We start from the raw sequence: 26,666 nt of genomic DNA, 5'->3' as shown, positions 1-26,666 counted from the left end.
ATTTTGATTACAATCCATTACCAATCAAAATAAATGGCGACCAGTAATAAGGGTGAGAATAATCATATTCTGTATTCCCTGAATGACTCCGTAGTAAACTTAACTGTGCTTGGCGTAAAGCTTCAGCTTTGGTGGGATGATTTTTATTAGCGAGATTATTGTAAAATTGCTGCATTAGCAGAGTAGTGCTGCGATCGTCCACTAACCACAAAGAAGCGATGACTGCTTTTGCACCTCGATTGAGGAATGAATATGCAACACTCGCAATTTCTACGCCATCTTGACGAGAACCAGCAAGGGCTGTTTGACAAGCAGATAAAACAACTAAATTAATATTGCTTAACCCGGTTAAAGTTTGAATCTGCGGAATTGCTAGTTTTTCACCATTTCCTAACAACAAATAAGAAGCATCTTTGCTATCAGGAATAAATTCCGCATGGGTAGCAAGATGCAAAATTTGATTACCTGTAAGATTGTCTCGCAAAGTCCGAAAATCAAAGGTATTATTGAGATATTCTTGCCCTGGATATATACCTTTTGGATTATTATTAGTTTTAACAATTGTATTTAACTCTGCGGGGACATTTTCTAGTGCATCAAAACCAGCCACTGCTTGAGAAACTCCCATTGCTAAAACTGAAGTATTTTTTGTTCCTGCGGGTAAGGTAGCAGTAGTATCTGTTAAATCGGCGGATAAAACATTATAAACAGTGTAATTCTCAATTAAATATTGCTTACCATCAAACAAAGCACTCATAGGGATATAACGTGTTACCCTATCAAGAGCAAACACGAGATTTGTTACTTTATTTTCTTTTAGTTCTGTCTCCAATGGTTTAATTAACCAGCTATGCAGTTTTTGACTAACTGATTGAATTTGAGAAACTTCCTTAGCGTCACAAGTAATATTTTGGCATCTTCCAATTAACCGCCGAAATTCTTGGACTGTATTTCCTAATTCGTCTCGTCCAACTTTGACTTCAAACTTTTTCGCAGCATCGCCAGAATACAAAAGTAACCAGAGTTTATCTTCTAATACTACAGGATAAATCATCACTGTACCTGGTTGTGCTTTGACTATTTCTAAAACTTTGGGACTGTCAGGACGAAATGCACCAGGATCTTTTGCTATACGTTCCCTTATTTCTGTGTCAATTTTCTGTAATTCTTGATTGAATTCAGCAACTACATTTGTCAGGTTATCGTTGAGTTTTGCTTTATCTTTGCAGTTAGTTTGTTCGCACTCGCTAATTTGTTTTGCTAAAGCGACAATCGATTGATTCGGTGCCGCAATTTTTGTCTCAACCGGATTTAAAACAACCTTTGGTTTATCTGTTAGAGAAACACCAGTAGTGGCAAAATCTTTAATTTCTTGAATTTTGAGCAGTTCTAAAACCTGAGTTGCTTCTTTTTCCCTACCCTGCGTTAGTAATAAATTTGCTAATTGACGATAAATATCAGAGGTTGTTACTTTACCAAAATCAATTTTTGTTTGCAAAAAAGAAGCTTGTAACTGTTGTGGTAGTCCATCAATATTACGACGAACTTGTTCAATTCCATTAATAGATTGTTTGTAATAAGTAATAGCTACGTTTGGTTGATTTAAATCAGCGTAAGTACGACCTAAGCCAGCATAAATACCCCAACCGCCACCTGTAACTTCTGTAGGAGTTTGAATTGTTAATGCTTGTTGATAAGCTGTAAGTGCTTGCTGTTTTCTGCCAAATTTGCGATGTAAATCTCCTAAAACAGTCAGCGCATCTTTTTCATAAACTGGGTTCTGAACCTTTCTAGCAAATGCTAAAACTGTCTGTATTTCCTGTATTGCTTGTTGATCATTACCCAGTTCACCATAGGCTAGGCTTAACATCCGATGTGGTATGATTTCCCAGGCTGGTTTTTTACTTGCTTTTAAAATAGCTAAACTTTGTTGGGCAAAATCTACAGTTTTTTGTGCTTCTCCGGTACTGTAGTAATTACTTGCGATCGCCAGTAAAGCAAAAGCTTCTCCATTGCGATTTTTTAGTTGTCGCTGTTTGGCTACGAGTTGTTGATAAAAATCATTGCTTTTTTGATAAGCACCCAAATTACTATATGTATCGCCAAGATTAGCTAACGCATATACCTCAGATGCAGGGCTTTTGATGTCTTGAGCAATTTTTAAACTTTGTTGTGATAACTCTAAAGCTTGGGGATAAGCTTGGATATTTCTGTAAACATTCCCTAGAGAAGCTAGTGCTTGAGCTTCTAAAGAACTGTCTTTAATTTCTCGTATAATTGCTAAACTTTTCTCTACTAATTCTTTACTTTTTTGGTAATTACCAATGCTGGTATAAGCAATGCTTAAATAGAGTAAACTTTGAGCTTCTAGAGGACGAATATAAGATTTTTTAGTATACAATAATCCTGGTTCTGCTATAGCAATAACTTTATTATATTCTCCTAGCGAATCATAGGCATTACTAAGATTAAGTGAAGCAAGCGTTATATTTACGAAATTTTGGGATTTTTGAGCTATGACCAAATGTTGTTGAGCATATTTTATTGCTTGCTCATATTCTCCTTGTGTATTATATGCTCTACTAAGCCTTGTTAAAGGTTGCATTTCATACTCAGGCGCTTTTAATTGCCTTGCTATTGTTAAAGCTTGATTTGCTACTTCAATAGCTTTTTGCGTATCTCCTAATAAAAGGTAAATGTCACTGAATTTACTTAAAGTAGCAATTTGATAAGAACGTTTATTACTTTTTTGAAAAATTACTAATTGCTGTTGTCTTAATTCCAAGGCTTTTTGATAGTTACCTTGTTTTAGATAAATTTCACTTAATTTATCTAAAGCATCTGCTTCTATCCCTGAGTTTTGTAACTGTTTACCAATAGTTAAAATTTGTTGTGCTAACTCAATAGCAGAGTTATAATTCCCCTTTCGTATATAAATTCCACTGAGTTGCTCTAAAGCATTTGCTTCTAGCTGCGGTTCTTTAATTTGACGGGTAATATCTAAAGCTTGCTGAGTAACTTCAATAGCTTTAGGAAAGTCTTGTAAATCCTGATATACATAACCTAAATAAATTAACGCATCAGCTTCTAATTTTGGTCGGTGAAGATTTTGTACTGCACTTAAACTTTGTTTAGCAAAATCTAGTGCTTTTTCGTATTCTCCAAGATTATTATAAATAAGAACCAAGCCTTGTAAAGCAGATGCTGGGTAACTGAGAGCATAATCTTGTATTGTAGGTGGTAATTCAGTAATTTTTATGTCTTTTGATTTAACTAAAGCTTGTTGACAAGCTTCAATTGCTTTTTGATAATCTGTCAATACATTATATGTACTGCAAATAGTTAATAATACACTAACTTCACTGGCAGTATCTTTCTGTTCTCTATAAATTTCTACTTCTCGCTGTCTTAACTCAATTACTTTGCGATTTTCTCCCTGGCTACTATAAATTGATGCTAACCCAGATAAAGCAGAATGTTCTTTATCAAGTGCTTTAATCTGTCGTGCAATTTTAATTGATTGCTGTAATAATTCAATGGCTTTCTGATTATCTCCTAAATATTGGTAAGCACTGCCTAATGCTCCTAATGCGAAGGCTGCTTCTTCTAGTTTATTCAATTCTTTAGCAATAACTAAAGCTTCCTCAGCCAACTTAATTGTTTGATTAGATATATTTTTTGCTTGAGATGTTATCCCACTGACATTAGCATTTGTAGCAATTAATAAATATTGAGAAATAATTAGTTTTAAAGTGTTCAGTTGAATAGTTTTATCTTTAATTTCGCGTTGAACTGCTAAGGCTTGGCGGTAAGAATCTAAAGCGATGTCATCTTTTTTTTGGTTGCTATATGTAAGCCCAATAAAATATAGCAATCTTCCTTCAAATGCACGGTTTCCTACTTTTCTACTGGCAGCCAAAGCTTTATTAAACCATTCCAAAGCACGAGGATAGTTTGATATATTTTTGTAAACTATACCTATTCTAGATAGAGTATATTCTTCTTGAAACTTATCTCCAATCTCTTGATGTATTTTTAATGCTTGCTGTAAAATTTCTAAAGCTTTAGGTTGTTGGTTTAAATAAGAATAAGTTAACCCAATTCTACTAAGAGTAACGCCCTCTCCGGCTTTATCTTTGACTTCACGGCGAATTAATAAAGCTTGCTGTAATGTTTCTAAAGCCTGCTCATTTTGATCTAAGTTGAAGTAAGTTGCGCCAAGATTATCAAGAGTTTCTCCCTCACCTGCACGGTCTTTAATTTGTTGGCGAATTGCTAAAGCTTGTTGCAAAAGTTCTAATGCTTTTTGGTATTGAAATATTAAATTATAAACCTGTCCTAAATTATTGAGCGTTTGCCCAACTCCTTTTTTATCATCAAGTTGGCGGTAAATAGCTAAGGCTTGTTCATAACTTCTCACTGCATCGTCATAATATCCACGCTGGTACTGTTGCACTCCTTGTTGGTAGAGTTTATCTGCTTGTGCTTTGCGCTTAGGTTGCGTAACAGTTTGTGCTAATGTCTGCTTGATTAAGACATTATTTGCCGATAGTCCTATAGGACAAAACAGAGAAAGTATAAGGGTTGTAATGGTAAAGCTTTTGAAGTTATAACGCATTTAATTAATATATTATATTGCCAATATTTTTTAACTTGGTATAAGATAGAGATACAATACGTAAGTATATTTTTATTAAAAATACAGCTATTTTTAATAATTCGTAAGAAAGCAGAAGCCCAGTTTTCTAAAAAACTGGGCTTTTGTGTTGTTGAGTTATAGAAGCGATCGCACCTTAACTAAATTAAGCAGGAATAAACTTCAACGACACACCATTCATGCAGTAACGCTGACCTGTGGGTGCAGGGCCATCAGCAAATACATGGCCTAAATGTCCACCACAACGGCGACAATGAACTTCTGTGCGCGTCATGAATAACGACCGATCTACAGTAGTAGCGATCGCACCTTCAATTGGTTTAAAGAAACTTGGCCAGCCAGTACCACTATTAAATTTGGTATCAGATTTAAACAGTGGTAATTCACAAGCCGCACACACATAACTACCTTCTCCGTACTCTTTATCAAGCGAACTTGTGAAAGCGCGTTCGGTTCCATGTTTACGCAAAACATAAAACTGTTCTTTTGTTAAAACTTTACTCCATTCCTCTTCAGATTTGGTAACTTCAAACTCAGTATTAGAACTTGCCACGATTTCTGCCCTCGGATTGATAAACTGTGATAATAAGGCTGCACCTGTTAATACGGCACCTGCCTCTAAAAAATAGCGTTTTTTCATATAGCAATTACCAATTTAATTAGGTATATATTCCCCAGCCTCTAATCTCTGCCATCAAAGAAATGTAACCCACTAAGATGAGAAACGCTATATATCTATTATGAGTTTTTGCTTAATTTTTTTTCAAGATAAGCGCAAATTGTGTAAAAGTATGATATTTCCGGTGGGACTGGCTGCGGCTGTTTATAGTGCATCCGAAACTGGTGTTGGAGAGGGCAATGTGTGCGTACAGTTTATACATCGCTACCTGAGTAAAGTCTGACTCTTAAAATTAGCTCATGTCAGTCCCAACCTTGTTACCCAGTGACAGGCGATCGCCACTTCTCAAAAATATAAGCGAAAATATAAGCGTGATAACACGCCTGCTGCTAATTCCTTCCTTTTTTCTTAATGCTTGCAGAGAGAATCCTGCGGCTCCCTTGTGTTTTGCGCCATCATATTCTACTAAATTTGGCTCCAAGAACATCTGTCGATGGCTAGTTGCGCGATCGCTGCAATAGTTATCATATTTACGAATATAAGCCGCCACCTTCTTGTGATAATGATAAGGATTGACACGAGTTTGTTTTGTGGGTATACGAAGTGGATTGTTGCTACTAAAGTGATCGCTTTTCCCATGATGTTGCAGTAGAAGCAACGCAGCTATGAGATAATGCTCTTTTGCAGATAATTTATGACTGCCCTTTATATTCAAGACGAAAACGAGTTGGATACGCTGCTAGAAACCGAGCCATTATTTGTAGTAGATTGTACTGCTGTTTGGTGTGGCCCATGCAAACTCATTGCACCTTTGATAGATAAACTCGCATTAGAGTACAGTGAGCGCGTCAAAGTTTTTAAGCTAGATCTCGATGCCAACCAACCTGTCGCTAAACGATTTGGCATTCGTAGTATTCCGGCTGTTATGTTCTTTGAGCAAGGCAAGTTGGTTCAAACAATTGTCGGTGTTAAATCCTATGAAGAATTTAGTTGCAGCATCGATAAGTATTTGGCTTAATTATTTTAAGTTTTTGCGCGAACAAAAAACTGCCTAGAATTTTCTTTCTCAAACTTATTTAAACCTCTCCTGGAGAATATTAATGACTATTTCTATGTACCAAGCTTCGATACCCGTTTCTATTCACGCACTCAATAATCTTATAAGTATTTTAGAAAAAGGTGTTGTGTATGCGGAAAGCAAAAAAATAGATCCTTCTGTATTGATTAATAGTCGTTTATCCCCAGATATGTTTCCATTATCAAAACAAGTACAGATCGCCTGTGACATAGTAAATAGAGGTATGGCCAGACTTGCAGGCTTAGAACCACCCCAGTTTGAGGATAATGAAACTACATTTCTTCAACTTATTGAGCGCATTCAAAAGACCATTTCGCATTTAAATACATTTAAACCTGAACAAATTGATGGTTCAGAAGAAAGAACTATTACTCTACAAATACGTGAAAACACTTTATCCTTTCAAGGAATACAGTTTCTTCTATACTTTGTTTTACCCAATCTTTATTTCCATGTCACAACGGCTTATGACATTCTTCGGCACTGTGGTGTAGAACTTGGTAAAAAAGACTTCCTTGGTCAAATTTAAAGTATATGGTTTTTCGAGTCGAATGCTTTTTGTCCAAAAAGGACAGGATATATAGCAATTCTCAGGCAGATGAAATACACCCCACCAGAGTTGGAAACGCTATAGTTCACGACGTAGGTAGTCAAGATATACTTCAAACCTATAATTCGAGTTTAAAAACCTGAAATTTAGCTCAAAAAATGGCACAAAGGGCGATCGCCATTGTTGACCGTTAACGATGTGTGCTATGAGTGCGATCGCTAATCATTGATTTTGAGCTAAAAGTGTTTTTGGCATTTTTGAACTATTTATTGACCGTTTGAAGCATAATTTACGCCAAAAGTTGCATAAAAAGGATGAAACTGTGAACTGTCAAGAATCACCATTCTTTAAGGGTGATGAGGAGGGCTAACAGTGATGCGACGGTTCCACTGCGCTCTCGTTATTCGCCAATTTACCTCGCTCCAACCTCGTTCGGACATCCATGTGGAACCTGGACAGATGGTAACTACTTCTGCTCCCATCCACTCTGCCAACCGAGCGATCCGCACGTTTGCACTGACTGTAGAACCAGAGATCACGTCTAGCCTTAGTTCCCTGAATCCGAAGTCGAGCAGGGCGCGTCCAACCTCGATCGCGTAGGCATATCGCCCCCAATAGTCTGGTGCAAGTTCAATCCCCAGTTCCATTTCACCTGCATCACACCCCCTTAAGCGCAGTCCGCAGCAGCCGACAAGCGCATAAGGTTCACGCCGTGGGACAATCGCAAGTTGGTAGTTGAGTCGAGGCTGCTCAGAAGCCCATGTGCAAAATGTCTCAAACAAACGTGCTGAATTTTCGGGACTAGCTTCGCTAGGTTCATAAAATATCTGACTGCGTGGATCGGCTTGATAGTTTAGAAATGGCGATCTATCTAACTCAACGAAATCACGCAGCAGAAATCTCTTGGTTACTATCTCCATATCAGCCATTATTTCTGAATACAGCAAAACACTTGCGCTGTCTAACTCCGCTTTTAGAGGATGTTTGAAGCTAGTTGGATCTTCTGCAATACTAAATTCAGATTTGCGCGTATACCAATTATTACTTTTAGTCTGTTTCAAATCTTGCTCAAATGTTCTTAGTCCTGGTGTGGACAACAAGCAAGCGTTTTTTGAATTGCCACTCCTTATTTATTTTTATCCTCATCTCCCAACATTTTTAATAATTTTCTGGCAACTAAAACACCAACAACCCCAGCACCAACTAATTCCACTGCTTGGACAACTTTTTTACCTACATCTTGAGGATCGAGATGGTGATGGAATATCTCTTCATCTAGCCATTCTGTAGTAGCTTTAAAGTCATGAATTGGAGTTGGTAATAGTGTTAAATAAGTGCCTTGACGAATTAAGTGCGCGGATTCACCTGCAACTTCAAAAATATTGAATAAGTTAGCAACAGCATCATGTAATCCTAACTTCAACAGAGTTCCCCGGATATTAACCTTAGCGGGTTTGAGGTCTTCTCCTAGTGCCAGTGCTTTCAAATTATTAGCAATATTTGCTCCTTGCTGATAAGCCACTTGTGCTGTAGGTGGTAGGGAACTATCCTGAATTGCTGCACAATCACCACCAGCAAAGACTTCTGGAAAGTCAAGCAATTGCATAGTGGGAGTGACTAGGGGACGATTATGATGATCTCGATGTTCTTGGGGAATTGGTAATTCTTGAATGAGGGGATGGATAGAAGTGCCAGCAGTCCAGATTGTGGTATGTGTTGCGAGTATCTTAATTTCATCATGACTTTTATACTCAACGGCATTTGGATGAACAGCAGTGGCTTCTGCTTCTGTAATAATTTCAATTGCTACGCTACGTTTTTGTAGCTCTTTTTCAGCAACTGGACGTAACGGATCGTTAATATCGCCGTCAAGAATTTTTTCACCATGATTGAGCAGAATCACCCGAATTTCCCCAGAATTACCGCCCAAAGCAGCATACCAATGTGGGAGGAAATCAGCTAAAGTTGCTGCCATTTCTACACCAGAAGCACCACCACCCACGACAACTACTGTTAATAGTTTGCGGCGTTGTTCTATATCTTGGGTTTGGATGGCTTTTTGTAAACAGTCGCGTAAATGCTTGTCAAGTGCGATCGCATCTGCTTGTGTCCAAAAAGGAAAGGCATTAACATTCGCACCATCAACGTGATGATAGCCAGTAACGCTACCTAAAGCTAATACTAAGTTGCTGTAATTGTAAGAGTTACCCGAAACTAATTTAACTTCCCGTTGATGGAAGTCTATTGACTGTACAGCATCTTGCACAAAAATAACACCGCTACCTTTGAGTAATTCCGAATAGCGTGGTACTACTTGCACAGTATCCATCTCGCCATCGAAATATTCATAAAGCAATGGTTTAAAGCAAAACCGCTCGTTTCTATCAATCAAAATTACAGAGCGAGGATAATGTTCGTGCGCTAAATGTAAGGCGGTAAATAATCCGGTAAAACCACCACCGACAATTACAGTTTGGTAAACTGGGCTGTTCATAAAAACTCTTCAGTTGCTTAGTTATTAGAGATTAATTTTTTGCACGCAGAGGAGAGTAAATTTTGACTATGGATATTTAGTTAAATGAATAAAAACAAGGCAATGAAAATAGCAATAAGAACAATGGCAAATATTAGAACTCCTCAAAATCACTAATCTGTGCATATTTTTATGCGTGCCAAAGATAGAGAAGAGAGAATAAAAAGATCCAAATTATATCAACAAAATGCCAAAACAAAGTGGTAGCACTCAAACCAAAGTGACCTTTTTCATAGTTGCCTTGCCGGAAAGAACGAACAAGCATAGTTATTTGTAAAATTACACCAGCGAGAACGTGCAGACTGTGAAAACCTGTTAATACATAAAATGTGGAACCAACTAATCCTGTGCTTAAGCCAAAGTCAAGGTTGCTCCACTCAATTCCTTGACCGATTAAGAAATAGGTTCCCATGCAAATTGTCAGCAGCCATAGCCACCGAAATTTATTAAACTGATGATGCTTGAGAGAATTTTCGGCTGTTTGAATGACAAAGCTACTAGAGAGTAATACCACCGTGTTGACAATTACAAAAGTAGATAGTTTTGGCCCGGAAACACCAGCAGGTAGCCAATTTCCTGAGTGCGTCAACCTTAGTCCGACGTATGTAAAAATAAAACTGAAAAAGACGATGCTTTCCGATAAAAGGAACACAGTAAACCCAAAAATTGCTTTGCCATGATGGTCTTGAGAACGTCCACCACGAACTGGTAAGAAACGCTTTAGCCAACGTGGGAGGTATTGCCGCCACCGTTCTAAAGGGATAGGACTTTCATCGACATGAATTACGCCACGATTTATAGATTGATAGTTTTTATTATTTGTCATTAGTTCTTAGCTTTCTTGCTGATGATAGTCAGGCGGTTCTATGACTGAGTATTTAGGATCGCCGTAGTCGTAGGGTGGCCTTTTGACAACTGGAATTTCTTCAAAGTTATCTCGTGGTGGGGGTGAGGTAGTCGTCCATTCCAACCCTGTAGCGAGCCAAGGATTATTACTTGCTCTCTGTCCATACATACAAGAACCCACCATATTGGCAATAAAAGGCAGTATAGATACTCCTAATAAAAAGCCCCCTAGACTAGCGATGACATTCCAACCCTGATAGCGTGGGTCATAGGAAGAAATGCGGCGTACCATTCCCTGTAAACCTAGTGGCAGCATAGGGAAGAAAGTCAGGTTAGCACCAATGAAAGTTAACCAGAAATGCACCTTACCCCAGCCTTCGGCATACATCCGTCCAGTAATCTTCGGAAACCAAAAGTAAATGGCAGCAAAAATTGCCATCGTAATGGTATTAAAGACAATGTAGTGAAAGTGTCCCACTATAAAGTATGTATTGTGGACGTGGATATCAAACGGGACTGCTGCCAGCATCACCCCAGTCACACCACCAAGTAGAAACATGGCTGCACCTCCCATAGCAAACAGCATGGGTGTTTCTAAGTGCAGCTTACTTTTCCAAATTGTGGCAGTCCAACCAAATGCTTTGACACCAGTGGGTACGGCAACTAACATTGATGTCACCATAAATAACATCCGCATCCAGCCAGGGGTAGCACTGGTAAACATATGATGTACCCAAACAAAGATGCTGACAAAAGCGATGCCTAAAGAGGCAACAGCTAATGACCGATAGCCAAATAGGGGGTTACGGGAAAAGGCAGGCAGAACCTCGGCAAAAATACCAAAGGCTGGTAATGCCATGATGTAAACTGCGGGGTGGGAATAGAACCAAAATAAATGCTGATAGATAATCGGGTCGCCATTTTCTAAGGGTTTAAAAAATTGCGTCCCCAAACTGAGGTCAAATAATAGTAATATCAATGCACCTGTTAAGGAAGGTAAGTTAACCAGCTGCAACAACTGGGCGCTGAGAACTGACCAAACAAACACAGGCATTCGGAAAAATGTCATTCCTGGGGCGCGCATCCAAAAAATAGTAGTCACAAAGTTCACAGCCCCCATAATTGAAGAGATGCCAATCAGGACTATACTGACAATCCAAATAAATTCACCGTTAATTGGTTGACCTGGAGGAATTTGCAGACTTATTGGGGGATAAGACCACCAGCCAGACTGCGCTGTCCCATTAGGCAGCAAGAAGCTAGATATTAATAAAATCCCGCTTGGTGGAATAATCCAAAAAGAGATGGCATTAAGTAGCGGAAATGCCATATCCCGCGCGCCAATCATCAGTGGTACTAAGTAGTTAGAGATACCTGCATTGAAGGGGATAATCCATAGAAAAATCATGATTGTCCCGTGCAAGGTGAACAAGCCGTTATACAGGGGGCGATCGACCACATTTGATGCTGGCGTAATCAGTTCAGCACGGATGAGCATTGCTAACAGTCCGCCAATCAGGAAAAATATGAACGTCGTTACCATGTATTGAACGCCGATCACCTTATGATCAGTGCTAAAGCTGAAGTATTGCCGCCAGTTATTCTCCGATTCGCTTTCAGGCTCTCTATTTTGGGTTGGATTTTCACTAGAATCATGTGTCATTCATTACTTTCCTTTGATTTGCGTTCGCCTCTGGCGTTGCGTTCCGAGCGATCGCACTTTGCTCAGGTGCAACAGTGTACCAGCCACTCTTAAACAATGTTTTTGGCGGTTGACTATACTCAGCAACAGCCTGATTTTTGATGCTCGTTGATGCGGGTTCTGCTTGGGTAAGCCACTGGTTATATTGTTCAAGGGATTCAACGTGTACATTGGCATCCATCAAAGCAAAGTAAGTACCGCTAAATAAAGCGTCTTTGAGCTTGTATTCACCAGTGCGAATGGGTGTAACTACAAGGTCAATGTTGCGTCCAGGGACAATATACTGCTGTAAGCGGAACTCAGGAACGTAAAAACTGTGGAGTACGTCCTTAGCGTGCATATTCAGGCGAGTCCGACGATTTACAGGCAGGTGTAATTCATTACTAGTAACATTATTGGGATAGCGGAAAGTCCAATCCCACTGCTTCACGAAAACCTCAATAGTTTCATCAGCAGGTTTAGGGATATCGCTAATTGCTGAGGCATAGGCTGGTTCTTCTAGAGGTGTATGCAAATGTACAACTTGTTGCAAACCTAAAACATTTAATTGCTGATATATATTGAAGCCTTGCCAAGCCAGCCACAAAACTAGCAATGTTGGAGCGGCTGTCCATAAAACTTCTAGCCTGATATCGCCTCTAGATGGATGTCCCTCGCTGTAGTCATTTTTGGGTGCGCGGAAGAACACTACCGAGTACAACATCATACCTACAAGGCCAAGAATAATAAATGCGCCAATAGCAGTTAAGAAGCTAAACAAACTATCTACTTTTTGTGCTTCGGCTGTAGCTTCCAGTGGCATCCAAGAATAGGCTAATTGTCCAATCCAATGACTGATGATAAGCAAAACAGCAATATAACCAGCTATTAGTAAATATTCTAAAAATCTCAACATAAACTCAGGCGCTGATCGTTTATTTGGCTAATAAGTTTGGATTTGCGCCCTCTTGGAGTAACTTAGCAGCAGTGACGTGAACCCCGAATTCCGAGGCTAATTGCCCGCCTAAAGTTCCGTGGACATATAAAATACCCATGATTGCAATCCCTACTAACAAATAACCCCACTGCACTTGTCGGGAAGCATCCTTGCGCCAATGGTAGCGTTGTAAACCTCTCCAGACGGTCATGGCAACGATCACTCCCAACAACAAAACACCACCCAAACCATGCAAAACCATTGTCATAGAGGCATTTAACCCCCAATCACTTTTTTGATTAAGTGGTGGGTTTGCCAGTATTAGCTCGAAAAAACCAAATGCAACGGTAAAAAAAGTAATAATAGATGCTCCTAAAATGTTGTACCAGCCAACATCGAAGAAGCCAGAACGCAAAGCAGTCAAACCCAAGAATTTAAAGATGGGTCTTTCTATAGGAAAAATTGATCCTGCTATGTCAAATAAAATGGCAATAATAAATAAACCTAACGTCAGATGCACCAGTTTTGGATGCATGGGAATTTCGTAGGGCAGTCCGTTAGCACCTAACTTTAATCCTAAAGAGTCAATCAGTTGCGAGTTCATGGCGAACCTCCCGGCTTCATCGCTTCAACGACTGGCTCAACGTGCAAGCCATATACCCAAAACAGCTTGCTGCCTAAATATATCTGCAACAACACTAGACATACCAAGAAAGTTGCTGCACCAAGGTAAGCAGGTGGAACTTTGCGGGGGTTATGATTGCGAATTACAAACCGCCAAGCTGTAATAATCGCCACGATCGCCCCCAGTGACCAACCCATGATTGTGTGAAAATTGAGTGTAGGCTGCACTGCTGGATAAATTTGTGCCAGCCCTGCTTCAAACTGTCCGAAAATTATGGCGACAAAAATGGCGATCGCTGCAACAAACATATTCCAAAAACTAACCTCAAACAAACGCACGTTGTGGCTAAAATAACCAATTACATCGCAAACGAATGAGAAAAGCACCATCGCAATCACGAAATGAACAACGATCGGATGGATGGGGTTGGGGTATGGTAGATTTTGGCTATTCAGAGGCAGAGAGAACATTGCTTTCTCCTGGCGATCGCTAACTTATGATTGAGTTTTAACTTTTAAAATTGCTCTCCACAAAAGTATTCTTAACTCTTACCTAATAAATAAAACAATAAATACTATCGTTAGGATGATTAATAAAAAAGTTTTATTATATTTTGTTAATAAAACTTTAGCAAATTTTGAAAAATAACAATTTTCCTGTAATCAATGTTTCATTTGCTTAGAAACCAAGTGCTGCTAACTGTATATTTTAAAGATTTCCTACAATTATGAGAATTAAGTGAAATTCTTCTCTGTCTTTGGAAATAACTGTTTATTCCTCCACTAGCTGGAGGCGATCGCCATTGCAAACTTATAAATTAATGCCAGAATCAAAGCAATACCTATCTATAAATTAAACACTTAACACTGTAATTTTTGTCACTGCTTTAACAAGAGTTAAAGTAAAAAATATCCTCAATATTGTTAACTCTGTTATTCAATATTGAATTTTATATAAAAATAGGATAGGACTCATATTTGATTTGGTGAAAAAACTCAAGACAATTTTATTACTTTTTACCTGTTTTCTGCGCCTTGTTTCCTCTCTTTACGCATAGTTCTCCGAATCAAACCGGATTCCTAATAGTTATCAAAAAAAGTAATAGAAAGCATATTTATTGAGCCTTAGTGACAATAAAAACCTAGATTTTAAGAAATTAAGGAAACATTATGAGCTATTCCCCTTACCTGCTCAAAGGTCAAAAAGCACTTGTCACTGGTGCTAGTTCTGGCATTGGTGAAGCTATAGCTCGTTATTTGGCTTCCTCTGGTGCATCTGTCGCTATTAACTATCATTCTGAGGCCCAAGAAGCCCAAAAAATTGTCGATAATATCAAAGCTAATAATGGTGAAGCCATCGCCATTCAAGCTGATGTCAGCAAAGAAGACGAAGTTAAAGCAATGTTTAGCCAGACACTTCAGCACTTCGGAACCATTGATATTTTAGTCAACAATGCAGGTCTGCAAAAAGATTCACCTTTTGTAGATATGACCCTCGACCAATGGAATACAGTTATTGGAGTCAACCTCACAGGACAATTTTTGTGTGCTAGAGAAGCTGCAAAAGAATTTCTCCGCAGAGGAGTACAACCGCAGATTTCATCTACCGCAGGTAAGATTATCTGCATCAGTTCAGTGCATGAAGTGATTCCTTGGGCGGGTCATGTTAATTATGCTGCTAGTAAAGGCGGTATTCATATGATGATGCAGAGTATTGCCCAAGAACTAGCTCCCCATAAAATTCGTGTTAATAGTATTGCTCCTGGTGCCATCAAAACTCCCATTAATAAATCAGCTTGGGATACCCCACAAGCTGAGGCGAAGTTACTACAACTGATTCCGGCAAAACGTGTTGGTGATGTAGAAGACATAGCCAAAGCAGCAGTTTGGTTAGCTTCTGATGACTCTGATTATGTCAACGGTACAACCCTGTTTGTAGACGGTGGCATGACTTTGTATCCAGGTTTTACGGAGAATGGTTGAAGTTATGCCTACACAAGTCACTGTCAACCCAAGCGTCATCACAATTAACGATGGTTCCTCTTTTCTTGTGACTGCTAATGATGGTTCCATCGACGATCATCAAGCGCAAGGTTTTTTTGTGCATGACACACGTCTCATTTCTTACTACGAAATTTCTCTCAATCGTTACCCACTTTTACTACTAACTTCTAGTAACATTACCCATCATAGTGCGCTGTACCAATTCACGAATCCGCAAATCCCCACTGTTAACGGCAATTTAGCTTCTGGTAGTTTGCTTGTAACCATTCGACGCGACATTGTAGGAGGAATGCACGAAGATATCGATATCACCAACTACCACTCAGAACCAATTGAGTTTCTACTGATGTTGGCGATTCGTTCTGACTTTGCGGATATTTTTGAAGTGAGAGCCAAGAACATCGTCACGCGAGGTAATACTGAAACAGTATGGAAAGACAGTGTACTCACTACCAAGTATCGTAGTCGTTCTTTTGTTCGAGGCATCGTGACTGAGCCAGTTTGTTCCACTTCTGGGGCAAGCTATGCCAATGGTCGATTGATGTTTAATGTAATGATTACTCCAGGGAAAACATGGCATACCTGTATCAACTTTACAGCCTTAGCCAATGGAGATGCCCTTCAACCACAACAAACCTGTGCTGCATCCCACAATACAGAAGCCGGAAAAATCAGCGATGAATTTCTGAGTAACGCGACAAAGTTGCAGTCTTCTAATGCTGAAATTCGGGGATTTTATCAGCAGGCGCTCGTTGATATGGGAGCATTACGAATTCAAGTAGAAGACAATGGGCATCAGTTTTGGATGCCTGCGGCTGGTATTCCTTGGTTTATGGCTGTCTTTGGACGTGACTCTGTAATTACCAGCTTACAAACAATGGCGGTTTATCATGAATTTGCTCGTGGTACGCTTGTTCGGTTAGCTCAACTGCAAGCCACCGAGTCGGATGACTGGCACGATGCTCAACCCGGCAAGATGCTACATGAATTGCGGCGTGACGAATTAACCAAACTCAATCAACTACCCTACAATCCCTATTACGGCACGGTAGATACTACTATTCTCTGGATTATTACCCTAGCTGAAACTTATAGCTGGAATGCTAATCTAGCTATGCTGAATGAGTGTAAATCGCCTCTAGAAAAAGCCCTAAAGTGGATTGATAAGTACGGCGATTTTGATAATGATGGGTTCGTCGAGTATGTCACTCGTTCTAGTCATGGATTACGCAATCAAGGCTGGAAAGATTCGGGTGAATCAATGGTTTATCCAAATGGCAAGTTAGTTGAACCGCCCATTGCTTTGTGTGAGGTACAAGGCTATGTCTACGATGCTTGGCTCAAGGCTGCTTTAATTTATGAGGTGTGGGGAGAACAAGAACAAGCTAAAAAGCTACGTCAAAAAGCAGAGGAATTGTATCAACGATTCAATGAACAATTCTGGATGGAAGATGAAGGCTTTTATTGTCTTGGCTTAGATAACAACAAGCAACAAATTAAGTCGATCGCCTCAAATCCGGGTCATCTACTATGGTCTGGGATTGTACCCCAAGAAAGGGCGAAAAGAGTTGCCGGGCGACTTTTTCAGAAAGATATCTGGTGTGGTTGGGGTATACGGACTCTCTCATCTGAAAATAAAGGGTATAACCCTATTAGCTATCAACGAGGTAGTGTTTGGCCGCACGATAATTCAATCATTGCGGCTGGATTGAAACGATACGGGTACGACAAAGAAGTTAATCATATCGCTGAAGGGATTTTTGCTGCTGCTAGTTATTTTCAAGCTGGGCGAATGCCAGAATTGTTTGCAGGAATTGAACGCCGAGATGATAACTTTCCAGTCCCCTATCCAGATGCCAACATACCCCAAGCTTGGGCGGCTGGTGCAATTTTCTTACTCATTCGCAGCATCTTAGGACTCGAAGCCGATGCACCACAACGAAAGTTGAAAATCCAGCCTTGCTTACCAGAGTGTTTACCAGATTTGGAACTATCTAATCTATCTGTGGGAGACGCAAAAGTTTCATTGCGTTTTTGGCGGGAGAGAGAACAAACTCACTGGGAAGTTATTCATCAAGAAGGGGAATTAGAAGTGATGAAAGGGAATAGAGAACAGTAAAAAATGGCTTCAGATTCATCGTCTCTTAGAAGACCCGACATAAAATTATATTGTGCTAGGTGCAGCAATCATATTTCAGGGTTTTTCTTGGACTGTAGCTTTAAAGGAATTTTTACCAACTAAAGGCAATCGATGTCACCCCGTTAGTTGGAGGACTGATAATGCTGAACTTTTTAGAATTGAGGCAAACCTATAAACTGGAGGTAATAACAAATTTTTTAAGTAGAACGACTCAGAAAAATCGAACTATGTGAAGAAAAATTAACTATACTAAAACCCTCTTCACTCCTGCCTTCTGCCTTGTACTAGCGATAAATATTCACACTGACTTACTTAGATAACTTATCAAACCAAGAAATAACCTGGGAATATCTGACAAACTTTCAGTTTCTCCTCTTGAATGCTCAAGAATTTTACTGTTGTTTGTTTCAATCCCCAGGGTCGAAGTTTACTACTACTGCCAGTAAGAAAAATAACTTTTACTACTGTCCCTAGCGTCTAACTAAAGAAATAGCTTTTTTGATGTTAATCTGATTAGCAGTAGAATTGATTACATATTAATTATTTGACTTCTTGTACCACTGACCATCTTGACCTTTCTCATAATCGCGCTTTACCGCACTCCACGCCACACGAAAAGCACTTTCTTCTTCACCGTATTCCGTTTCTGCATTGTTAAAGGCAGCCCGAAAAATTTCTTGGGCGTGTTTAGGTAAATGGTCTTTAACTGAATCTGGTAATTCCTCAATTTGTTGATAGGGCATAAAATCATTACCCCACTATTTTAAAGCTGTGATATTTAAGACAAGTTGATATGTTGTGGATGATAACTAGAACGACTATCCCAATAATCAGCTTGTTTAATATTGACTTTGAGTAAAGCCAAATCTGGTTCATTTAATCCCTGAGAAAACCAAGTTTGTAATTCTGGCTTCCATAGTTCTTCCATTTTCTGACGGTCTTGTAATAATTGTGCTGTGCCAGAGATGGAAATATAACGCTGATTTTGGGATGATGTAAAGCTAACATTTACTTGCTGGTTATGTTCAATTTCACTCACTCTATGAGAATTGGCGCTAGTAAAAAACCAGAGTGTACCATCTGCATCTAGTTCATCGATTGAGTGCATCGGACAACTGTGCAAGCTACCATCGTCATTGACTGTGGTCAACATCCCATAGTCAATATCTTTAATTAAGGTTTGCAGTTCTTGAATCTGGCGATCGCTGTTGGTGGAAATTGCCATAATTTTACGTTTTTTTATTAATTGGTTTACCTAGCTTTGAGGGGTTACAACCAATATTTAATTTTGGTGTAATCTATTTTTTATTCTTAACATTTACCTTAGGGAATTACTTGAGTCTAAAGACGGAAATTTTTCCCTAATCAAAAACTTATCTGACTTTTTCAAGAAATCATGAATCTAAATGCTATCAATAAACAATCATAATTATTTCTTGAGATAGAAATTTAAAGATATCTCTGTGACTTTTGGATGATGGAAATAGTTAATAGTTTGATTACGCTTCTAGAGTTATTAGTCGCGTTGAGAGGAGTTATGTTTATGGAGTCTAACTTTAATTGGGAAAAAGTAAATTTACCAGAAATTGTTGATGGTTTAACTGCGATTATTTTTTCACCGATAATTGTGCCTGTGGCTGAAGTTATCAAACAACCTCTAGTTCAAACGGCTATTCAAGAAGGGATAAATTTATCTCAAAGTTATCAAGAGATAGTTGCTATAATAACTGATAATGAGCGCTATCGCCGAACAATAGAAGAATTTAATTATAGAAAATGCTCAACTTCTTCAGCTTATTTAACAGACTATAAATCGGCGATCGCGCAAGATTTGTTAAATATAATGTCTGATTTTAATGCTGATGTCTATAAAATGACTAATAGGGCGGCTGATTTGCGCTTGATAATACCTTTAGGACTTGGTTTATTTGCTATGACTCAGTTAATAAAACAGGGGTTAAAGCTTGAATACATCCCCTGGTATATAATAGCATGGTTTGCTTTTGATAGTTTCATAAAACTTAATGTTTCCGAGACATCACAGCGAGTAAACAGATATAAAAATTAATCGATTGAGTCTGATTAATCAAACTATAAACTTTGAAACTCTTAACATTATAGTTGACAGCAATGGGAGTTTCACACTCTATAATTTTACAATGGAGATATATCTTAAAATTGCAGTTTTGCAAGATAAAACTGGGGGCAAAAATTGCAGTGATTCAAGCAATACATACCAAAGTTAAAGGCAGAGCTAGATATAAAGTTAAAGAACTTCATCATTCAGCAGACCTCAAAAATTATCTGGAGCGATCGCTAGAAATTTATCCAGAAATAAATTATGTTTCGGCTAATCCCTTAACAAGCAAAATTTTAGTTTATTTCCCTCAAGAAAAAAGCTATCAAGATATAGCAGGGATAATTGAAAAAGTTTTATTAACTTACAAAAAAAAGAGTAAGTTAATTTCAGCGCATAAAAGCAAAAAACAATTCAAAACCAATAAAATAACTGTTAATCATCCTCAGCAACAACAGGGAGAAGACTGGTATTTACTGCCAGGTGATAAAGTTATCCACAAATTAAATACCTCGGAAAATTTGGGATTATCCAGTGAATCAGCCAGGGCAAATCTGCAAAAATATGGGGCTAATGTCCTCTCACATATAGAAAAACGCTCTGATTTAAGCATTATTATTGAGCAATTTAAATCTCTACCAGTGGCATTACTCGGAGTTGCGGCGGGTGTGTCTATTTTCACTGGCGGAGTAATTGACGCGGCAGTAATTTTAGGTGTAGTAATTCTCAATGCCGCAATTGGTTACACTACAGAAAGCCAATCAGAAAAGATTATTCACTCCCTTAAAAATCGAGAACCCGCATCGACTTGGGTAATTAGAGATAGTAACCTGCAAGAAATTCCCACAGAAAATGTAGTTTTAGGAGATATTTTAGCTCTCAAACCCGGCAGTTATGTCGCCGCAGATGCCAGATTAATTGCCGCAGAAAACCTGAGTATTGATGAATCTGCCTTAACTGGGGAGAGTCTGCCTGTAATTAAAACAGATGATTTGCTTATAGGTGAAGATATCCCATTAGGCGATCGCGTGAACATGGCCTATAAAGGCACATTTGTTACAGGTGGTCAAGGACTGGCGGTTGTTGTCGCCACAGGTAAATCCACCGAAATGGGACATATTCAGCAACTTGTGGGTGAAGCCACCGCAATGGAAACCCCCCTCGCCAAACAACTAGACCAAGTGGGTAGTCAGTTGGTATTAGTCAGTATGGGTATTTGTGGCTTAGTCTTCGGTTTGGGCGTGTGGCGGGGCTACGGCTTAGTCCAAATGCTGAAATCATCCATTTCCCTCGCCGTGGCTGCGGTTCCCGAAGGCTTACCCACCGTAGCGACTACCACCCTCGCCCTCGGTATCCGCGATATGCGCCGCAATCGCGTCCTTGTGCGTAGTTTAAGTGCAGTTGAAGCCTTGGGTTCCGTCCAAACAATTTGTATGGATAAAACCGGGACACTGACAGAAAATAAAATGTCAGTCGTGGAAATTCAAACTAACACCCACAACATTAAAGTTGCAGACGGGGAATTTATCACCGGGGAAAAAACAATAAATCCATATCACAACGATGAACTATTAAAACTAATTCATGTCTCAGTTATTTGCAACGAAAGCCAAGTTAGCCGCGAAGGAAATGGTAAGTATGAAGTCATTGGTTCAGCCACCGAAAACGCCCTGATTTACATGGCCATTAGTTCGGGGGTAGATATCATCGACCTCAGACAAAAGTATCCCCTAGTCCAAACCAACTTGCGGTCAGAAAATCGCAACTTGATGAGTACAATTCACGAGACTCATGATGGTCAAAAGTTGGTCGCCATGAAAGGAAGCCCCTCGGAAGTGGTGGAACTTTGCCAAACATGGGTAAAAAATGGGGAAATAGTAGAATTAACCCTAGCAGATAAAAGAGCGATCGCTATAGAAAATGATCGCATGGCTGGGAAAGCATTACGCGTCTTAGGTTTAGCCTACAACCAGATTAACGAGTCGCCAAGCAACAATAACCATGAAACAGACTTGATTTGGTTAGGTTTAGTTGGAATGGCTGACCCCATTAGGAAAGGTGCAAAAGAACTAATTCGAGACTTCCATCAAGCCGGAATTGCTACCGTGATGATTACCGGCGACCAAAGCCCCACAGCTTATGCGATCGCCAAAGAATTAGAATTAAGTCAAGAACAACAATTAGAAATTCTCGACTCCAGCAACATCAATAATCTCACCCCCGAAGCCTTAACCGCCCTCAGCGACAAAGTAGATGTCTTCGCCCGCATCAGTCCCAGCAATAAACTACAAATAGTCCAAGCCTTGCAAGCCGCCGGGAAAGTTGTCGCCATGACAGGCGATGGAATTAACGATGCACCCGCCTTAAAAGCCGCCCAAGTCGGTGTCGCAATGGGGAAAGGCGGTACAGATGTCGCCAGAGAAGTTGCAGATATCGTTTTAGAAGACGACCGACTCGAAACCATGATTGTCGCCGTTAGTCGCGGACGCACAATATATAACAACATCCGCAAATCTGTCCATTTCCTCCTCGCCACCAACCTCAGTGAAATCATGGTGATGACAGCCGCCACCGCCGCAGGTATTGGCGAACCCTTAAACGCTATCCAACTCCTCTGGCTAAACTTAGTTACCGACATCTTCCCCGGTTTATCCTTAGCGATGGAAGCACCAGAACCAGACGTTTTGAGTCAACCACCACGCAACCCCAACGAACCAATCATTAAAAAATCCGACTTTGGCCGAATCGTCTTTGAGTCTGCTGGTTTATCTATTAGTACCTTAGTCGCTTACGCCTACGCCATCCGCAGATATGGTTTTAGTCCTCAAGCCAGTACCGTCGCCTTTTTCACCCTGACTTCAGCCCAGTTGCTGCATACATTTAGCTGTCGTTCGGAACATCACAGCCTATTTAGCAAAGAAAAATTGCCACGCAATGGCTATTTAAATGCTGCCCTGATTGGTTCCTTTACTATCCAAATTTTAGCGATCGCCCTGCCACCTTTACGAAACCTCTTAAAGATTACCCCAATTAACTTTGTCGATACTGCCGTCATTATTGGTAGTGCATTGTGGCCTTTACTGTTAAATGAATCAACAAAAAATATTCAGCCACAAAATCTCTCCTTACCCTCACTTCCTTCAAATAACAATGCAATACAGTTAAGTTAAACTCTGTGTTCTCTGCGTCTCTGCGGTTCGTTAAAATTTTTTTCGCGCAAAGGTGCAAAGACGCAAAGAAGATTGCAAAAATTAATCTTCTACATCGCATAAGTATTATGAAAAAAGACTTCATGTTCACATCAGAATCAGTCACCGAAGGACATCCTGATAAATTGTGCGATCAAATCAGCGATGCCATAGTAGATAGATTCTTACAGCAAGACCCTTACGCCAGAGTCATTACCGAATGTGCCGCATCCACAGGCATATTATTTATTGCTGCCCGATTTGAACCAAACGCCAATGTAGACTTTACCAATATTGCCAGACAAGTCATCGAACAAATTGGTTACGAACAAAAAGAATTTAACGGCAAAACCTGTAGTATTTTAACCAGCTTGCGAGAATTACCCGCCAGTCAAACTCACTTATTTGATGAACATAATTTATCAGATGAAGAGATAGAAAAAATTACCGTTACCAATCAAGTTACAGTCTTTGGTTTTGCCTGTAATCAAACCTATACACTTATGCCCTTGCCGATTTGGTTAGCACACAAATTAGCCAGACAATTAAACGAAGTTAGACACAAAAAAATCCTACCCTATTTAACACCTGATGGTAAAACTCAAGTAGGAGTAGAATACCGCGATCGCCGTCCTTATAGAATCCATAGTATTACCGTCATTGCCAGCCAAAATAAAGCAGGCAAACCAGATTACCAACAATTACAAGATGATATTCGAGAAACAGTAATTAATCCTGTGTTTGAGAATGAAGAAATTCGCCCTGATGCCAAAACCCGAATATTTATTAATCCCGATGGCGCATTTATTAAAGGCGGGCCAGCAGTACATTCAGGCTTAACCGGCAGAAAAAACGCCATAGATACCTACGGGGAATATTCTAAACATAGCGGTTCAGCTTTGAGTGGCAAAGACCCAATTAGAATTGATAGAATCGGCGCTTACATTGCCCGTTATGCCGCTAAAAATGTCATTGCTGCCAAACTTGCAGATGAATGTGAAGTACAGCTAAGTTATTCCATTGGTTTGTCTCGTCCGGTGAGTATTCAAGTCGAAACTTTTGGCACAGGTAAAATATCAGATGAAGAAATTACTAATCTATTAGAAAAGCATTTTGATTTCCGCCTGGCAGGAATTATTAAACAATTTAATTTAAGACATTTACCAACAATTCATCCAGGCGGCTTTTATCGTCAACTCGCAGTTTATGGCCATATTGGAAGAATGGATATAGATTTACCCTGGGAAAAAACAGATAAAGTTGACTTATTTTGAGATTAAACAACTGTAAAAATAAAAAGCCATTGTAGTCGCCGTAAGTTCTGGTGCAAGCAGGTGTTAAATATTGTAATAATATGCAAAAGTCATTAGTTTGCAGACCATTCGAGTAAGGACTGTAGATTTGCGAAGCTTTTGACTTTACACTTTGCTTTAAGCTTGGTCTCACTTTCATTATAAAGGAAGTTATTAATTTTCTTTGAATCCACCTCCATATTGAGATAAAAAATCCTGAAGCGATCTGAATTTTGAACTTCCTCAACTTTGTATAACTCAAGAGTTTTTCGTCCGGTATGATACTCTACAAACCATAAAGCTCCTTCAGTACACACAGTAGATTTGAAGGTTGAAAGTATCATATCAGTTATCTCTGTATTTCCGAATCCACTCCCAGTAACACTATCTAAAAGAGTTTTGATAAGCTTTAATCCCTGATCAAAATTCATGAATTTTTTGGTAACAGACTCTTCGTACTTTTGATCCAGACCTTCAGACTGACTCTTCAACTTACTTTTAGCTATTTCGATTACCTTATCTTTAAAATCAGGATGTTTTATTGCCAAATCCTGCAAGGAAATAATATCGCGCTTATCGTTATCCTTAATGCGCCCCTTCAAAAGAGTATAGTATTCTGTTCCAAAAGCTAATTTCAGTAAGGATTCAAAAATCTCCAGAATGCTCATTTATCTACTAATCTTCGGTATAAGTGACAATCAATACTCTAACAGATAATCTTATGTGTTATCATTAAAGCTTGGCTAAATCCAACTACTGAAAACCCGGTAACTTACCAAAGTAGATAAATAACAGAATTGCTGATATTGCTAACCAGAGATTCTTAGAAAGTTCCTGACTATATTTATACTTCTCAAAATCCTTGGGAAACGGAGTCATACCGCGCTCATATAAGTAACAAAACTCAAACCACAACCAAAACGGAGGAACAACAATCCAAAACGCCATCAGTGCTTTTTTGATGTTATCTGGCCAATTGAAGAGAATAGCACCTATAACCGAAATTAAGAGAAAAATGATGGTGGTTCTAGCAAATAGTTCCGTCGGATTAGATTTTATGCGGTTCATTATTTATACCTGATCAACAGATTCAAGGCTACATCATTATATTGGTTGAACGAGGAAGTAATTTTACTTAAACTATAGTTTTTTATTTAGCCGTATATCTCGTAAGTAAGATTAGGCTCTCTCTCATCAGCAGGATGGAATACTTCAGAAAGTTCATCACCTTATAAGAGTAATTTTCTTTCCTCAAGAGATCTAAAAATGACGGGTACAAACAAAATTCGTTACGCAGTTGTTGGCTTAGGTTGGTTTGCTCAAGAAGCTGCTTTACCTGCATTTACTAATACCGATAATTCTGAATTAGTTGCGTTAGTTTCTGATGATGTAACAAAACTGCAAGAAATTAGCCAAAAGTATGGCATTCAGCATACTTACTCTTATGAGGAATATGAAGACTGTTTGACCAGTGGTGAGATTGATGCTGTTTATATTGCTTTACCCAATCACCTACATCGTGAATATACTGTACGCGCAGCGAATCAGGCAATTCATGTGCTGTGTGAAAAGCCGATGGCTGTAACCGAACAAGAGTGCGAGGCCATGATTAAGGCTGCAAAAGATAACGGTGTCAAATTGATGATTGCTTATCGTTTACACTTAGAACCAGCCAACTTGCAGGCTGTAGAAATTGTGCGATCGCAGCAAATCGGTGAAGCGCGTGTTTTCAACTCTGTTTTTACTCAACAAGTTGAAGGCGGTAATATTCGTTTACGCAATGTTACTGGTGGCGGCACAATCTATGATATTGGTATTTACTGCATTAATGCTGCACGCTATCTATTTCAAGATGAACCAACGGAAGTATTTGCTGTAGCTGCAACTAAAGGCGAACAACGCTTCAGTGAAGTCGAAGAAATGGCCAGCGTCATCTTACGCTTTCCTAACGAACGACTAGCAACCTTTACTTGTAGCTTTGGCGCAGCGAAAGTTTCAACCTATCAAGTTGTTGGCACTAAAGGCGATTTACGTGTAGAATCCGCCTATACATGGCACGGAGAACTCAAACATTACCTCACCATTGATGGTGAAACCCAAGAGCAGACTTTTGCACAACACGATCAGTTAGCGGCTGAATTCAAATATTTCTCAGATTGCATTCTCCAAGATAAAGACCCAGAGCCATCGGGAATCGAAGGATTGAACGATGTTCGCATCATTCAAGCAATCTACCAATCCATTGAAACAGGTCAGCCTGTGCAAGTGCAAACTCTCGATCGCTCTCAACGTCCCACAGCAGATCAAACAATTAAACGTCCTGCTAACGAAGATCAGCCAGAACTAATTCGGGCTGCTGCACCTTCTGGTAATTCTTAAAGCACGCCTGAGTTGAAAAAATCAATGTCACCAAAGGCTTGCTGTTTGAGCAAGCCTTTGG

The 26,666-nt window shown here is 39.4% G+C and carries 22 protein-coding genes; 8 read left to right on the top strand and 14 right to left on the bottom strand.

The window, feature by feature from the left end:
• Positions 1 to 7: 7 nt before the first annotated feature.
• From IQ244_RS01880 to IQ244_RS01870, 3 genes are all read right to left on the bottom strand, one after another.
• Entirely contained in the window at positions 8 to 4,618 is a 4,611-nt protein-coding gene (locus tag IQ244_RS01880; RefSeq protein WP_193889378.1) for a CHAT domain-containing tetratricopeptide repeat protein, read from the bottom strand.
• Positions 4,619 to 4,802: 184 nt separating this feature from the next.
• A complete protein-coding gene (gene msrB, locus IQ244_RS01875; RefSeq protein WP_193889377.1) occupies positions 4,803 to 5,297 on the bottom strand; it encodes a peptide-methionine (R)-S-oxide reductase MsrB in 495 nt (164 codons plus the stop codon).
• A gap of 271 nt (positions 5,298 to 5,568) precedes the next feature.
• Entirely contained in the window at positions 5,569 to 5,934 is a 366-nt protein-coding gene (locus tag IQ244_RS01870) for a hypothetical protein (protein ID WP_193889376.1), read from the bottom strand.
• Between the two features lie 36 nt (positions 5,935 to 5,970).
• Between IQ244_RS01870 and IQ244_RS01865 the strand changes: the two genes are divergently transcribed.
• Both IQ244_RS01865 and IQ244_RS01860 read left to right on the top strand, forming a co-directional pair.
• Entirely contained in the window at positions 5,971 to 6,294 is a 324-nt protein-coding gene (locus tag IQ244_RS01865; RefSeq protein WP_193889375.1) for a thioredoxin family protein, read from the top strand.
• A gap of 82 nt (positions 6,295 to 6,376) precedes the next feature.
• Positions 6,377 to 6,883 carry a DUF1993 domain-containing protein gene (locus tag IQ244_RS01860; protein ID WP_193889374.1) on the top strand — a complete coding sequence of 169 codons (507 nt, stop codon included), beginning with the start codon at positions 6,377 to 6,379 and terminating at the stop codon, positions 6,881 to 6,883.
• Between the two features lie 368 nt (positions 6,884 to 7,251).
• Here the strand turns inward: IQ244_RS01860 and IQ244_RS01855 are convergent, their stop codons facing one another.
• The 7 genes from IQ244_RS01855 to IQ244_RS01825 all read right to left on the bottom strand — a co-directional run bounded on the left by IQ244_RS01855 (position 7,252) and on the right by IQ244_RS01825 (position 13,996).
• Positions 7,252 to 7,965, bottom strand: coding sequence for a GNAT family N-acetyltransferase (locus IQ244_RS01855; RefSeq protein WP_228058680.1), 714 nt, complete (start codon positions 7,963 to 7,965; stop codon positions 7,252 to 7,254).
• A gap of 65 nt (positions 7,966 to 8,030) precedes the next feature.
• The gene (locus tag IQ244_RS01850; RefSeq protein ID WP_193889373.1) at positions 8,031 to 9,398 is read right to left on the bottom strand and encodes an NAD(P)/FAD-dependent oxidoreductase; all 1,368 of its coding nucleotides are present in this window, start codon (positions 9,396 to 9,398) and stop codon (positions 8,031 to 8,033) included.
• Between the two features lie 169 nt (positions 9,399 to 9,567).
• The gene (locus IQ244_RS01845; RefSeq protein ID WP_193889372.1) at positions 9,568 to 10,263 is read right to left on the bottom strand and encodes a cytochrome c oxidase subunit 3; all 696 of its coding nucleotides are present in this window, start codon (positions 10,261 to 10,263) and stop codon (positions 9,568 to 9,570) included.
• Positions 10,264 to 10,269: 6 nt separating this feature from the next.
• Positions 10,270 to 11,946 (bottom strand): cytochrome c oxidase subunit I, encoded by a 1,677-nt coding sequence (locus tag IQ244_RS01840; RefSeq protein WP_193889371.1) that lies wholly within the window; start codon positions 11,944 to 11,946, stop codon positions 10,270 to 10,272.
• A complete protein-coding gene (locus tag IQ244_RS01835; RefSeq protein WP_193889370.1) occupies positions 11,936 to 12,880 on the bottom strand; it encodes a cytochrome c oxidase subunit II in 945 nt (314 codons plus the stop codon). The genes IQ244_RS01840 and IQ244_RS01835 overlap by 11 nt, the downstream gene beginning before the upstream one ends.
• A gap of 19 nt (positions 12,881 to 12,899) precedes the next feature.
• Positions 12,900 to 13,505 (bottom strand): DUF2231 domain-containing protein, encoded by a 606-nt coding sequence (locus IQ244_RS01830; protein WP_193889369.1) that lies wholly within the window; start codon positions 13,503 to 13,505, stop codon positions 12,900 to 12,902.
• A complete protein-coding gene (locus tag IQ244_RS01825) occupies positions 13,502 to 13,996 on the bottom strand; it encodes a DUF2231 domain-containing protein (protein WP_193889368.1) in 495 nt (164 codons plus the stop codon). Before IQ244_RS01825 ends, IQ244_RS01830 begins: the two co-directional genes overlap by 4 nt.
• A gap of 699 nt (positions 13,997 to 14,695) precedes the next feature.
• Between IQ244_RS01825 and IQ244_RS01820 the strand changes: the two genes are divergently transcribed.
• A complete protein-coding gene (locus IQ244_RS01820) occupies positions 14,696 to 15,508 on the top strand; it encodes an SDR family oxidoreductase (RefSeq protein ID WP_193889367.1) in 813 nt (270 codons plus the stop codon).
• A gap of 4 nt (positions 15,509 to 15,512) precedes the next feature.
• On the top strand, positions 15,513 to 17,648 hold the full coding sequence (locus tag IQ244_RS01815; RefSeq protein ID WP_193889366.1) for an amylo-alpha-1,6-glucosidase: 2,136 nt from the start codon (positions 15,513 to 15,515) through the stop codon (positions 17,646 to 17,648).
• A 557-nt stretch (positions 17,649 to 18,205) separates the two neighbouring features.
• On the opposite strand, the gene IQ244_RS01810 is transcribed toward IQ244_RS01815, so the two are convergent.
• Both IQ244_RS01810 and IQ244_RS01805 read right to left on the bottom strand, forming a co-directional pair.
• The gene (locus IQ244_RS01810; protein ID WP_193889365.1) at positions 18,206 to 18,412 is read right to left on the bottom strand and encodes a ChaB family protein; all 207 of its coding nucleotides are present in this window, start codon (positions 18,410 to 18,412) and stop codon (positions 18,206 to 18,208) included.
• Between the two features lie 35 nt (positions 18,413 to 18,447).
• Positions 18,448 to 18,894, bottom strand: coding sequence for a pyridoxamine 5'-phosphate oxidase family protein (locus IQ244_RS01805; protein ID WP_193889364.1), 447 nt, complete (start codon positions 18,892 to 18,894; stop codon positions 18,448 to 18,450).
• A 318-nt stretch (positions 18,895 to 19,212) separates the two neighbouring features.
• Here IQ244_RS01805 and IQ244_RS01800 point away from each other — a divergent pair, with 318 nt between their 5' ends.
• From IQ244_RS01800 to metK, 3 genes are all read left to right on the top strand, one after another.
• Positions 19,213 to 19,737: a DUF5132 domain-containing protein gene (locus tag IQ244_RS01800; protein WP_193889363.1), complete on the top strand. Its 525-nt coding sequence runs from the start codon at positions 19,213 to 19,215 to the stop codon at positions 19,735 to 19,737.
• 149 nt (positions 19,738 to 19,886) lie between these two features.
• Positions 19,887 to 22,916 (top strand): cation-translocating P-type ATPase, encoded by a 3,030-nt coding sequence (locus IQ244_RS01795; protein WP_193889362.1) that lies wholly within the window; start codon positions 19,887 to 19,889, stop codon positions 22,914 to 22,916.
• 107 nt (positions 22,917 to 23,023) lie between these two features.
• Positions 23,024 to 24,208, top strand: a complete 1,185-nt coding sequence (gene metK / locus IQ244_RS01790) for a methionine adenosyltransferase (protein WP_193889361.1) — start codon at positions 23,024 to 23,026, stop codon at positions 24,206 to 24,208.
• A gap of 92 nt (positions 24,209 to 24,300) precedes the next feature.
• Here the strand turns inward: metK and IQ244_RS01785 are convergent, their stop codons facing one another.
• Both IQ244_RS01785 and IQ244_RS01780 read right to left on the bottom strand, forming a co-directional pair.
• Positions 24,301 to 24,894: a hypothetical protein gene (locus IQ244_RS01785; protein WP_193889360.1), complete on the bottom strand. Its 594-nt coding sequence runs from the start codon at positions 24,892 to 24,894 to the stop codon at positions 24,301 to 24,303.
• An 85-nt stretch (positions 24,895 to 24,979) separates the two neighbouring features.
• Positions 24,980 to 25,294: a hypothetical protein gene (locus IQ244_RS01780; protein ID WP_193889359.1), complete on the bottom strand. Its 315-nt coding sequence runs from the start codon at positions 25,292 to 25,294 to the stop codon at positions 24,980 to 24,982.
• A 198-nt stretch (positions 25,295 to 25,492) separates the two neighbouring features.
• Here IQ244_RS01780 and IQ244_RS01775 point away from each other — a divergent pair, with 198 nt between their 5' ends.
• Positions 25,493 to 26,605 carry a Gfo/Idh/MocA family protein gene (locus IQ244_RS01775; protein WP_193889358.1) on the top strand — a complete coding sequence of 371 codons (1,113 nt, stop codon included), beginning with the start codon at positions 25,493 to 25,495 and terminating at the stop codon, positions 26,603 to 26,605.
• The last annotated feature ends 61 nt before the right edge of the window (positions 26,606 to 26,666 follow it).

Source organism: Nostoc sp. LEGE 06077, assembly GCF_015207705.1.
In the GTDB taxonomy this organism is placed as follows: domain Bacteria; phylum Cyanobacteriota; class Cyanobacteriia; order Cyanobacteriales; family Nostocaceae; genus Nostoc_B.
This window is presented reverse-complemented; position numbering and strand designations above follow the sequence as displayed.